13 protein-coding genes are annotated in these 11,781 nt (G+C 65.5%); 6 read left to right on the top strand and 7 right to left on the bottom strand.

All coding sequences use genetic code 11. The features are described 5' to 3' along the window. The first annotated feature begins 6 nt into the window (after positions 1-6). Entirely contained in the window at positions 7-1,935 is a 1,929-nt protein-coding gene (gene aceF, locus IB274_RS16355) for a dihydrolipoyllysine-residue acetyltransferase (protein WP_192432958.1), read from the top strand. 106 nt (positions 1,936-2,041) lie between these two features. Here aceF and IB274_RS16350 read toward each other — a convergent pair whose 3' ends face one another. The 5 genes from IB274_RS16350 to IB274_RS16330 all read right to left on the bottom strand — a co-directional run bounded on the left by IB274_RS16350 (position 2,042) and on the right by IB274_RS16330 (position 4,610). Beyond that, on the bottom strand, positions 2,042-2,905 hold the full coding sequence (locus tag IB274_RS16350; protein WP_192432957.1) for an MBL fold metallo-hydrolase: 864 nt from the start codon (positions 2,903-2,905) through the stop codon (positions 2,042-2,044). Next, complete coding sequence (locus tag IB274_RS16345; RefSeq protein ID WP_192432956.1) at positions 2,902-3,327, bottom strand: DUF6691 family protein; 426 nt, start codon at positions 3,325-3,327, stop codon at positions 2,902-2,904. Before IB274_RS16345 ends, IB274_RS16350 begins: the two co-directional genes overlap by 4 nt. Next, positions 3,324-3,758 (bottom strand): YeeE/YedE family protein, encoded by a 435-nt coding sequence (locus IB274_RS16340; protein WP_192432955.1) that lies wholly within the window; start codon positions 3,756-3,758, stop codon positions 3,324-3,326. Before IB274_RS16340 ends, IB274_RS16345 begins: the two co-directional genes overlap by 4 nt. Further along, positions 3,755-4,084, bottom strand: coding sequence for an ArsR/SmtB family transcription factor (locus IB274_RS16335; RefSeq protein WP_192432954.1), 330 nt, complete (start codon positions 4,082-4,084; stop codon positions 3,755-3,757). The genes IB274_RS16340 and IB274_RS16335 overlap by 4 nt, the downstream gene beginning before the upstream one ends. A gap of 76 nt (positions 4,085-4,160) precedes the next feature. Then, the gene (locus tag IB274_RS16330) at positions 4,161-4,610 is read right to left on the bottom strand and encodes a GNAT family N-acetyltransferase (RefSeq protein ID WP_192432953.1); all 450 of its coding nucleotides are present in this window, start codon (positions 4,608-4,610) and stop codon (positions 4,161-4,163) included. Positions 4,611-4,703: 93 nt separating this feature from the next. Here IB274_RS16330 and IB274_RS16325 point away from each other — a divergent pair, with 93 nt between their 5' ends. After that, positions 4,704-6,284 carry a RimK family protein gene (locus tag IB274_RS16325; protein ID WP_192432952.1) on the top strand — a complete coding sequence of 527 codons (1,581 nt, stop codon included), beginning with the start codon at positions 4,704-4,706 and terminating at the stop codon, positions 6,282-6,284. A gap of 22 nt (positions 6,285-6,306) precedes the next feature. Continuing rightward, the gene (locus IB274_RS16320; protein ID WP_156160346.1) at positions 6,307-6,450 is read left to right on the top strand and encodes a hypothetical protein; all 144 of its coding nucleotides are present in this window, start codon (positions 6,307-6,309) and stop codon (positions 6,448-6,450) included. On the opposite strand, the gene IB274_RS16315 is transcribed toward IB274_RS16320, so the two are convergent. Both IB274_RS16315 and IB274_RS16310 read right to left on the bottom strand, forming a co-directional pair. After that, complete coding sequence (locus tag IB274_RS16315; protein WP_192432951.1) at positions 6,429-7,532, bottom strand: WD40/YVTN/BNR-like repeat-containing protein; 1,104 nt, start codon at positions 7,530-7,532, stop codon at positions 6,429-6,431. The two genes, IB274_RS16320 and IB274_RS16315, sit on opposite strands and share 22 nt — an antisense overlap. Positions 7,533-7,560: 28 nt before the next feature. Further along, positions 7,561-7,830, bottom strand: a complete 270-nt coding sequence (locus IB274_RS16310) for a MoaD/ThiS family protein (protein WP_192404720.1) — start codon at positions 7,828-7,830, stop codon at positions 7,561-7,563. 232 nt (positions 7,831-8,062) lie between these two features. Between IB274_RS16310 and IB274_RS16305 the strand changes: the two genes are divergently transcribed. The 3 genes from IB274_RS16305 (at position 8,063) to IB274_RS16295 (ending at position 11,322) form a co-directional block, all read left to right on the top strand. Next, a complete protein-coding gene (locus IB274_RS16305) occupies positions 8,063-8,251 on the top strand; it encodes a hypothetical protein (RefSeq protein ID WP_192432950.1) in 189 nt (62 codons plus the stop codon). A gap of 190 nt (positions 8,252-8,441) precedes the next feature. Beyond that, positions 8,442-9,806 (top strand): glutamine synthetase family protein, encoded by a 1,365-nt coding sequence (locus IB274_RS16300; RefSeq protein ID WP_192432949.1) that lies wholly within the window; start codon positions 8,442-8,444, stop codon positions 9,804-9,806. Between the two features lie 202 nt (positions 9,807-10,008). Further along, on the top strand, positions 10,009-11,322 hold the full coding sequence (locus IB274_RS16295; RefSeq protein WP_192432948.1) for an NAD(P)/FAD-dependent oxidoreductase: 1,314 nt from the start codon (positions 10,009-10,011) through the stop codon (positions 11,320-11,322). The last annotated feature ends 459 nt before the right edge of the window (positions 11,323-11,781 follow it).

Below are 11,781 nucleotides of genomic sequence, written 5' to 3'. Positions count from 1 at the left end.
GGCACGATGAGCGAGACCATTCGCGTACCCGACATCGGCAACGGCCAGGGCGAAGTCATCGAACTCCTGGTCAAGGTCGGCGACCGCATCGAAGCCGACCAGAGCCTGCTGACGCTGGAGTCCGACAAGGCCAGCATGGAGATCCCCGCGCCGAAAGCGGGCGTGGTGAAGGCGATCAAGGTGAAGATCGGCGATACCCTCAAGGAGGGCGATGAAATCCTCGAACTCGAGGCCGAAGGCGGCGCCGCCGAAGCCAAGGCCGAGGAACCGGCCCAACCTGCCGCCGAGGAACCCCAACCCGCCGCCGGGCCGGCGCCTCAACCTGCGTCTTCCGTTGGCGGCGTGGAAACCATCAAGGTGCCGGACATCGGCAATGGCCAGGGCGAGATCATCGAACTGATGGTCAAGGTCGGCGACCGCATCGAGGCCGACCAGAGCCTCCTGACGCTGGAATCCGACAAGGCCAGCATGGAGATCCCCGCGCCGAAGGCCGGGGTAGTGAAGGCGATCAAGGTGAAGATCGGCGACACCCTCAAGGAAGGCGACGACATCCTCGAACTGGAAACCGAGGGCGGCGCGGCGACGGCCAACACGCCGGCCGCGGCGGTGCCCGCCTCTGCCCCGGCTCCTGCGAAGGAAGAGAAGCCGGCACCCTCGCCGGTTGCCAGTGGCGGCGTGGAGACCATCCGCGTGCCGGATATCGGCAACGGCCAGGGCAACGTCATCGAACTGATGGTCAAGGTCGGCGACCGCATCGAGGCCGACCAGAGCCTGCTGACGCTGGAGTCCGACAAGGCCAGCATGGAGATTCCCGCGCCCAGGGCCGGCGTGGTGAAGGCCATCAAGGTGAAGATCGGCGACACGCTCAAGGAAGGCGACGAGATACTCGACCTGGAAGTGGCGGGCACAGCTCCGGCTCCTGCAGCCGCCGCGGAAAAGCCGGCCACTGCGCCAGCGGCGAAAGCCGAATCACCCAAGGCGCCGGACGTCGCCCCAGTGGGCGCGCCCAGCCGCGACGGCACCAAGGTGCACGCGGGCCCCGCCGTGCGCATGCTCGCCCGAGAGTTCGGTGTCGACCTGGTGCAAGTCACCGGCAGCGGGCCGAAGGGACGCATCCTCAAGGAAGACGTGCAGGCCTTCGTGAAGGAGCAACTGCAACGTAGCAAGTCCAGCGCGGCGGCAGGAGCATCCGGCGGCGCGGGCATCCCGCCGATCCCGGAGATCGACTTCAGCAAGTTCGGCGAAACCGAGGAAGTGGCCATGACCCGGCTGATGCAGGTCGGCGCCACCAATCTGCACCGCAGCTGGCTGAACGTGCCCCACGTAACGCAGTTCGAGTCCGCCGACATCACCGAGGCGGAGGCATTCCGCATCGCGCAGAAGGCCGCGGCGGAAAAAGCCGGGACCAAGCTGACCATCCTGCCGATCCTTCTCAAGGCCTGCGCCCATCTGCTGCGCGAGCTGCCCGACTTCAACAGCTCGCTCGCCCCCAGCGGCAAGGCGCTGATCCGCAAGAAGTACGTGCATATCGGTTTTGCCGTGGACACTCCGGACGGCCTGCTGGTGCCGGTTATCCGCGACGTCGACCAGAAAGGGCTGCTGCAACTCGCCCTCGAAGCGGCCGAACTGGCGGAGAAGGCACGGACCAAGAAACTCTCCGCCGACGCGATGCAGGGTGCCTGCTTCACCATCTCCAGCCTCGGACACATCGGCGGTACCGGGTTCACGCCCATCGTCAACGCGCCGGAAGTGGCGATCCTCGGCGTAAGCAAGGCAGCGATCCAGCCCGTTTGGGACGGCAAGGCCTTCCAGCCCAGGCTGCTGCTGCCGTTGTCGCTATCCTATGACCACCGGGTGATCAACGGCGCGGCGGCGGCCAGGTTCACCCGCCGGCTGGGCGAAGTGCTGGGGGATATTCGGAGTCTGTTGCTGTAGCGCCCTTCCCGGCGTTGTTCGCGGGCAAGCTCGCTCCTACGAAGAGCTGATCGTACATGCCTCCCGTAGGAGCGAGCGGACGCCATCGTTATGGCACGCGAACCCGTTACATCCGGTCCAGCGGAATCCTCAGGTAACGCACCCCGTTTCCCTCCGCCTCCGGCAGCGCCCCACCGCGCATGTTCACCTGGATCGACGGCCAGATCAGCGCTGGCGCATGCAGCGTGGCATCGCGCTCGTTACGCATGGCAACGAACGCCTCCTCGCCAATCCCTTGGTGCACATGGACATTCGCCTCACGCTCGCGCGCCACGGTGGTCTCGTGCTGGTGCTCGTTGCGTCCCGGCGCCAGATAGTCGTGGCACATGAACAGCCGCGTCTCGTCCGGCAAGGCGAACAGTCGCTGGATCGAGCGGTACAACTGCCGCGCATCGCCGCCGGGGAAGTCGCAACGGGCGGTGCCGTAGTCGGGCATGAACAGGGTGTCGCCCACGAACGCCGCATCACCGATCAGGTAGGTCATGCAGGCGGGGGTGTGGCCGGGTGTGTGCAATGCCTGGGCTTGCAGTTCGCCGATGCTGAAGCGCTCGCCGTCTTCGAACAGGTGGTCGAACTGGCTGCCGTCGCAGGGGAAATCGTCATCCAGGTTGAACAGCCCGGCGAAGGTGCGCTGCACCTGGGCGATGCTTGATCCGATGGCCAGTTGGCCGCCCAGCTCGCCCTTGAGCCAGGCCGCCGCCGACAGGTGATCGGCATGCAGATGGGTTTCCAGCAACCACTCCACCGTCAGCGCCTGTTCGCGAACGTACGCGAGTATCTGGCGGGCGCCAACGTTGCCAACGCGGCCGGCAGCGGCATCGTAGTCCAGCACGGGGTCGATGATGGCGCAGCGCCCGGTGCTGTGATCCGCCACCACATAGCTGTAGGTGGACGTGGCCGGATCGAAGAAGTGCTGGATGGTGCCGCTCATACGGGTCTCCTGCTGGTCTCGACTTTCCATTCGTAGCCCGCCATCCCCACCAGCATGGCGAGGCAGAACAATGCACCCTGCCAGTAGCCGGCAGCAAAGGTCACCAGAGCCGGCCCCGGACAGATGCCGGCAATCCCCCAGCCAACCCCGAACAGCAGGCTGCCGCCGACCAGCCGGCCATCCAGGTCGCGGCGCTGCGGCAACTGCATCACGCCGCCCAGCAACGCGTGATCGTGCCGGCGCGCCCAAGTGAAGAACGGTAGACCAACCGTGATGGCGGCGAGCATTACCAGCGCCAGCGACGGGTCCCACTGCCCGGCGAGATCGAGGAAGCCCAGTACCTTGGCCGGGTTGGCCATGCCGGCCAGCAGCAGGCCGAAACCGAACAACAGCCCGGCCAGCAAAGCGACGATGCGGCTCATGCTCCATTCCCCAGCAGATGACGCGCGACAAACACAGTGGCAAAGCCGGTGCCCATGAAACACAGCGTCGCCACCAGCGAGCGACCGGACAGCCGCGACAAACCGCAGACGCCATGGCCGCTGGTGCAGCCGGAACCCAAACGGCTGCCGACACCGACCAGAAGTCCCGCCGCCACCAGCGTCATCCATCCCGCGTCGAAACGGATTTCCGGCAGTGGGCGCTGCACCGTCCACAACAACGGCGCCGCCAGTATTCCGAGCAGGAAGAACAGCCCTTCGCCCTTCCAGCCGGCGCCTTTGAACAACCCGCCGAGCAGGCCGCTGATGCCGGCGACACGACCCTCGAGCACGGCATAGAGCCCGGCCGAAAGACCGATCAGCGCGCCACCGGCCAGGGCGCTCCACGGGGTGAAATGCGTCCAGTCGATCATGTCGGTTGCTCCGCGCAGAACAGCCGGTACAAGGTCTCGATCACCGCCAGCGCCTGCTGGCTGGCAATGCGGTAGTAGACCTGCTTGCCGTCGCGGCGGGTCTCCACCAGCTCCTCGCGGCGCAAGACGGCCAACTGCTGCGACAGGGTGGGCTGGCTGATACCCGTAAGGGCTTCCAGCTCGCCGACGTTCAGCTCGCCCTGGGCCAACTGGCAGAGCAGCATCAAGCGGTCGGTGTTGGCCAGCGCCTTGAGCAACTGGCAGGCGGATTCAGCGGACTGGTGCAGGCGCAGGGCCTCGACGGGTTCGAGCGTGGTGGCGGTCATGGGAACGATCTACCAATAAACAATCTATATTTTTATAGATTGTTTTCCGCGTCATGACCAGCCCCTTGCCGCTTCCTCAGATCAGCGGCTTCTCGTACCGCCAGGCATCGGCGCCGTCTTCGTAGAAACCGGCGATCTGGCCGAAGCGGCGATAGCCACGCCGCTCATAGAGACCAATGGCGACGCTGTTATCGACACGCACCTCGAGCCGCAACGCCCTGCAACCGTGCCGCGCGGTGCTGCGCTCCGCCTGCTCCAGCAAACCACTGCCTAACCCCCGACCACGAGCCTGCTGCGAGGTCGCCAGCGAATACAGACGCGCCACCTTCGTGCCCCGGCGAAACAGCAGCAAGGCATAACCGAGCAACTCGCCACCCTCCTCCGCCACGATCAGCTCGGCGCTCGGCGCCGCGATCAGCTGGCGAAAGCTGCGCGCACTCAGACGGTCCTCGTGAAAAGTGCCTTCCTCCAACGCCACAAGAGCCGGAAAATCGGCACGGGTGGCAAGGCGACATAACAGCGACATGGGTTCTCCGTAAAACTTTCGTAATGGACCGGGACATTTCCGGAAGTTGCTGCTTAATAGACACACGGCAACTTTCAGACAGGTCCGTGAACAATGTCTTCGCTACACACTAACTTCCATGAAAAGTTGAATGCAAGTTCTCTCCAGGCAATCTCAGAGGCCTCTGCGGAGCCGCCTTCAGCCAGGTCAAGCCAGGTTCTTATCATCGTCGAGCGCAAGGAAGACTGGGCTTCCTATATCCCCAGCGAAGATATGCTGACAGCACGGGAATATCTGGAGGACTCCCGCCAGTTCGATGCGGGAAAACGCTTCCAAGTGATCAACCTGTGTCGCAACTATAAATATCTCGGCCACGGTTATTATTGTTCCCTGCTGGCCGAGGCGCGCGGGCACAAAGTGATTCCGTCGGTACGCACCATCAGCGAACTGGCGAAGAAATCCCTCTACGGGTTGGCCCTGGATGGCCTGGAAAAGACCCTGGAAAGAGCCCTCGACCAGCATCCCTGCGCCAGCACCGACGGCTTCACCCTGCGCCTGTACTTCGGCCGCACTGACCTCGAGCCGCTGCAGCCCATCGCACGCCAGTTATTCGATGCCTTCCCCTGCCCGATCCTGCTGGTGGACTTCCGCCGCACCGACGCCTGGCACATCGCCGGTGTACGCCCCGGCGCCCTGCACAAGCTGCGGGAGAACCAGGAAGACCAGTTCGCCGATGCCCTCGACCGTTTCAGCCGGCGCGTCTGGCGCCAGCCCAACTCGCGACGCCTTGCGCGCTATGACCTGGCCATCCTGCACAACCCGGCGGAGTGCCTGCCGCCGTCCAACGCCCGCGCACTGGAGAACTTCGTCCGGGTCGGCCGGCAGTTGGGCATCGACGTCGAGCTGATCGAGAAGAAGGACTATGCGCGCCTGGCCGAGTACGACGCCCTGCTGATCCGCGAGACCACCCGCGTCGACGACCACACCTACCGCTTCGCCAAGAAGGCCGAACGCGAGGGGCTGATCGTGATGGACGACCCGGCTTCGATCCTGCGCTGCACCAACAAGGTCTACCTGACCGACCTGCTGCGCGGCCAGGGCCTGGGCATGCCGGACACGGAAATCCTCTACAAGGACACCCCCCAGGAGCTGGAGCGCGTCGGTACACGGCTGGGCTTCCCGCTGGTGCTGAAGATTCCCGACGGCTGCTTCTCCCGGGGCGTCTACAAGGTCGAGGATGCCCAGCAACTGCGAAGTGTCAGCGCCGAACTCTTCGAACACTCGGTGCTGCTGCTCGCCCAGGAGTACCTCTACACCGAGTACGACTGGCGCATCGGCATCCTCAACCGCAAGCCAGTGTTCGCCTGCCAGTACTTCATGTCCCGCGGGCACTGGCAGATCGTCGAGCACAAGGCCGGCGGCGAGGTGATCGGCGAATGCCGCACCCTGCCGGTGGAAAGCGCACCGCCGGCCGTGGTGGAACTGGCGCTGAAGACCGCCAGCCTGATCGGCGACGGCCTGTATGGCGTGGACCTCAAGGAGGCGAAGGGCGAGGTGGTGGTGATCGAGGTGAACGACAACCCCAACCTCGACGCCGGCATCGAGGACGCCTGCCTCAAGGACGACCTCTACCGCCAGGTGCTGGAGGAATTCATCCGCCGCCTGGAACTCAAGCGGCGCGGCCAGGCGCTGTGATCCGCCCCCTCAAGGAGAACCCATGGAAGCTACGCACATCGGCCTGACCATCCTGATCGCCATCGTCGTGTTCGGTACCGCGATCAACTATTTCGACCACCGCATGAAGCCGCGCGAGGTGCGCGAACAGGCCAGGCGCAAGGCTCAGCCGAAGCGCACGCAGTAGATCGGCGGCAGGTTCATCGACAGGCACTGCCAATGGTCACCGCCATTCTCCGACAGCCACAGCCCGCCGGTGGTGGAACCCATCGCCAGGCAGACGCCATCGTCGTCCACCGCCAGGCCGTGGCGATACACCAGGTCGAAGGCCGCACCCTGCGGCAGGCCGCTGTCGAGCACCTCGAAACTGGCGCCGCCGTCGCGGGTGCGAGTGACGACGAAGCGGGCGTCCACCGGAATCCGGCAGACATCCTTTACCGCGGGAACGAACCAGGCGGTGTCCGGCCGGGTCGGGTGGACGGCGACGGCGAAGCCGAAGCTCGACGGCTTGACCTGCACGTCGCTCCAGCGCGCGCCGCCATCGGTGGAGGTGAAGATGCCGTTGTGGTGCTGCACCCACAGGCGCTGCGGCTGCGCAGGGCAATGCACCAGGCGGTGCGGGTCCTGGATGGCGCCCTCCTCGCGCAGCTCCGGCGGCATGTAATCGGCAAACATGCCGCTGGTGGTGAGGCGCCAGTTGGCGCCGCCATCCTCGCTCTGCCACACGCCGCCGCAGGACACGGCAACGGTCAGGTGCTGGCTGTCGCGCGGGTCGACGCTGATCGAGTGGATGCCCGGCCAGTCGTAGCCGCCGCCCATCCAACGCGATCGCTCGGGGCGGTCCCAGAGCGGGCGATTGAGCTCCCAGCTGTCGCCACTATCATCACTGCGGAACAGGCCTCCGGGAATGGTCCCGGCCCAGAGCACGCCAGGCTCCGCGGCCCCGCCGGTCTCCAGGCACCAGACCTGCTGCAGGATCCAGGGCGCAGGCGGGCCTTCACCCTCTTTAGGCTCGGGTAGCGGATCGGGTTGCGACGGGTAGGTCGGCACGGCGATCTCCTGCCAGTCCTCACTGGCACGCTGACGCCACAGCTTGCAGCCGAAGTGGCCGAGGTTGAGGGCGGCATAGAGGGTTTCATCGCGCGGGTCGGCGAGCACCGTGCTCAGCGGCTCGCCGATGAAGTCCCGGCGGGTTTCCTGCCAGCCGTCCGCGCCACGCTGAAAGGTGAACAGCCCCTTGCGAGTCGCCACCAGCAGTAGATCATCCATCTTGCTCTCCTGAAATGCCGCCTGGTCCTCAGCCACCGCTCAGAGCCTGGACCACGTAGACCTCACTGTCCGCCGCCAGCGCATCGCTGAGGCGCGCGCGGTCGCGCAGACGCAGGCCGTCGATGAAGATCGTCAGGTGCCGGCGCAGCCCGCCCTGGTCGTCGAGCAGATAGCCGCGCAGTTTCGGCGCCTCGACGAATACCGCTTCCAGCGCGCCGGCGAGGGTCACGGCCGGCAACTCGCGCTCCTCGATGGGAACGTGGCGCTGGATCGATGGGGCGAAGACGATGCGGCACATGGGCGGGCCCGTTGCGGACGCTGATTGCCCCAGTCTAGGGCAGACTTGGCGGGCGTTCCGGTCGCTTCGACGGGATGCGCGAAGGGCCACGAAATGGCTCTGGGACGGCCTTCGCGGTGGTCACCCGCGAGCATTCAGTTTCGATTTGGCAAAACCAAACGTCGTGAAAATCACATTTAACAAACCCATACGCCGTGCGAGTCTGCGGGAATCGTCAGCCAAATCCTTCGACATGCACCTGCTCGTTTCGCCCGCACCGCTGGAACCCGTCGCCGCCCGCAAGGCCGGCAGCGTCGTCCGCCTGCCGCGCAAACATGCCCGCTGGCTCGAACTGCAACCGCTGACCCTGCCTCTGGAACTGGCCTTCTGGGCGCTCTGGCATTGCCGCCACGCGCGCCCGCCGGACACCACCTCTCGCTGACCGGGCACCCCGCCCGACTTCGCCCGACGGAGCTACATTCATCGAAGAGCTCGGCTAATCACGGCCAACGCTTTTCATCGAACAAGACGTAGCCCGTTGCATCGCTTGCCTGCCTTCAATCCCGTGTCCTTCGGCGCGGCCCTGGCCTGCAGGTCGTCAGCGCATCCGCGTGGATGCTAACGAGAGCCCCATGAATTTCGCCTCCGTGCAAGAAGCCCAGTATTTCCTGGCCCAGAATCCCGATATCGAGATGGTCGAGCTGTTCATCCTCGACGCCAACGGCGTGCCGCGCGGCAAGCTGCTGCACCGGGAGGAACTGCTCGCCGTGTACCAGTCCGGTCGGCCGTTGCCCAGCACCATCCTCGGACTCACCATGCATGGCGAGGATGTGGAGGATTCCGGGCTGGTCTGGGACGTCGGCGATATCGACTGCCGCGCCTACCCGCTGGCCGGCAGCCTGGTTCGCCTGCCCTGGCGGCAGATTCCCACGGCGGCGGTGCAGGTCAGCATGCACCCCGAGGAAGGCAAGCCGGCCGACATCGCCGACCCGCGCCATGTGCTGATCCACGTAATTGACGACCTCAAGGCCGCCGGCTACCACCCGGTGATGGCCTGCGAGCTGGAGTTCTACCTGCTGGACGCAAAGCGCGACGCCAACGGCCGCCCGCAACCGGCTCTGGATGCCGACGGTGGCCGCCCGCGTGCCACCCAGGTCTACGGCCTGCGCGAACTGGAGCAGATCGAGCCCTTCCTCGCCGACCTTTATGCCGCCTGCAAGGCCCAGGGCATTCCGGCACGCACCGCCATTTCCGAGTACGCGCCGGGCCAGGTGGAAATCACCCTGGAGCACGGCGACGCGCTGGTCGCCATGGACCAGGCCGTGCGCTACAAGCGCCTGGTGAAGGGCGTGGCGCACAAGCACGGCATGCAGGCGTGCTTCATGGCCAAGCCGTTCGACGACCTGGCCGGCACTGGCATGCACATGCACGTTTCCCTGGCCGATGCCGAAGGCAACAACCTCTTCGCCAGTGAAGACCCGGCGGGCACTCCGCTGCTGCGCCAGTCCGTAGGCGGCATGCTGAAAAGCCTGCTCGACTCGCTGCTGCTGTTCTGCCCCAACGCCAACTCCTATCGCCGCTTCCAGGCCAACAGCTACGCGCCGCTGGCGCCGACCTGGGGCTGCGACAACCGCACCGTGAGCCTGCGCGTGCCCGGCGGCCCGGCCAACACCCGGCACGTGGAGCACCGCATCTGCGGCGCCGATGCCAACCCTTATCTCGCTGCGGCGGCCATCCTTGCCGGCATCCATCGCGGCATCCGCGAGCAGATCGATCCGGGCGCGCCGGTGGAAGGCAATGGCTACGCCCAGGCCAAGGAACTGCTGCCCACCGACTGGCTCACCTCGCTGCGCGCGCTGGAGCGCTCCAGCTGGGCACGGGATGCGCTGGGCCACGAATTCCTCGGCGTCTACCTGAAGGTCAAGCAGGCCGAGTACCGCCAGTTCATGGGCGAGGTCGGCGAGCAGGACTGGCGCTGGTATCTGACGCAGGCGTGAGGGCGCTCTGTTGAGTCGTGGACTCACGAGCCCCTCACCCCAGCCCTCTCCCAGGGGGAGAGGGTGCCGACTGTGCCGAGATGAGCTTTCCGCGCACTGATACACCCGGCAAAACCGAATTTACAACCCGCACCAAACTGTCCCCTCTCCCTCTGGGAGAGGGCTAGGGTGAGGGAAAACGAACAACAACAGGAACACCGAAATGAACGCTGCACTGAACCCCGCCACTCCCGCCCCCGAGCGCGCGAAGTCCTACTACTCCGCGAGCCTCAACGAAGAGACCAGCTACCCCACGCTGCAAGGCGAGGTGAACGTGGACATCGCTATCATCGGCGGCGGCTTCACCGGCGTCGCCACCGCCGTGGAGCTGGCCGAGCGCGGCTACAAGGTCGCCATCGTCGAGACCAACAAGGTCGGCTGGGGCGCCAGCGGGCGCAACGGCGGGCAGGTCACCGGCAGCCTCTCGGGCGACTCCGCCATGGAGAAGCAGATGCGCCAATGGCTGGGCGACGACGTCGACGATTTCATCTGGCACCTGCGCTGGCGGGGCCATGAGATCATCAAGAGCCGCGTGGAGAAGTACGGCATCCAGTGCGATCTGAAGTTCGGCCACCTGCACGCGGCGATGAAGCAGTCGCACATGGACGAACTGAAGGCCACCTTCGATGACGCCAAGCGTCGCGGCATGGGCGACGAGATCAGCCTGCTGGACGGCGCCGGCGTGCGCGCACACCTGGAGAGCGACCTCTACTGCGGTGCCATCAAGAACACCCGCAACATGCACCTGCACCCGCTCAACCTGTGCATCGGCGAAGCCAAGGCAGCCGCCAGCCTGGGCGCGCTGATCTTCGAGCACTCCGAAGTGCTGGATATCATCCACGGCCCGCGTCCGGCGGTGGTCACCTCGAGCGGGCGGATCAATGCCGCCCAGGTGATGCTGGCCGGCGACGTCTACCACAAGCTGGAGCGCAAGCAGCTAAAGGGCATGATCTTCCCGGCCATGGGCGGCATCGTCACCACCAAGCCGCTGGGCGAGCTGGCCAAGCGCATCAACCCGCAGGACCTGGCGGTCTACGACTGCCGCTTCGTGCTCGACTACTACCGAATGACCGGCGACGGCCGCCTGCTGTTCGGCGGCGGCGCCAACTATTCCGGCCGTGACTCGCGCGACATCGCCGGCGAGCTCCGCCCGTGCATCGAACGCACCTTCCCGGCACTCAAGGGCGTGGACATCGAGTTCCAGTGGAGCTGCGCCATGGGCATCGTGATGAACCGCATCCCGCAGCTGGGCAAGCTTTCGGAGAACGTCTGGTACTGCCAGGGCTACTCCGGCCACGGCGTGGCGACCACCCACATCATGGGCGAGATCATGGCCACGGCAATGACCGGCGACCTGGAGAAATTCGACACCTTCGCCCAGTGCAAGCACATCCGCGTGCCCATGGGCGACGTGTTCGGCAACCCGATGCTGGCCGCGGGCATGTGGTACTACCAGATGATGGAGAAGCTGCGCTGACAACCGGCGCTCTTGCACGGAAACACTGGCGTTGGGCGGTTCGCGAGCAAGCTCGCCCCCACATCCGCTTTTCGCCCCTCGCTCTCAGATAGCTTCCAGAGAAACATCCGCGCACTCCGAATGCCCCGTTCAGGAGGCCTCGTCGAATCAGAGTTTCAGGGGTTGAGCGACATGGATGTCGCGAGAGCGCTGTCCGGCCAGGGATGGCCCGTCAGCGAGTGCCCCTGAAAATGCGCTTCAAAGAGGGTTTTTTTCGCCCAAGCGAAAAACCGGATGTCCAGGGCAAGACCTTTTGGTTCCTTTTGGGAGGGCGGCTATCCGACGTTTGCCAAAAGGGACTCGCCCGAGGGGGCAAAACAGGAAGGCCGGGCGCACACCAAAGCGGCGCGGAAATACCCAGGCCGAAGCAACACACCTGCAGCACCGGAGCAAAGGTCAAACGCCGGCCCTGCCGACGGA

It is taken from the genome of Pseudomonas sp. PDM18, from assembly GCF_014852585.1.
Classification (GTDB): domain Bacteria; phylum Pseudomonadota; class Gammaproteobacteria; order Pseudomonadales; family Pseudomonadaceae; genus Pseudomonas.
This window is presented reverse-complemented; position numbering and strand designations above follow the sequence as displayed.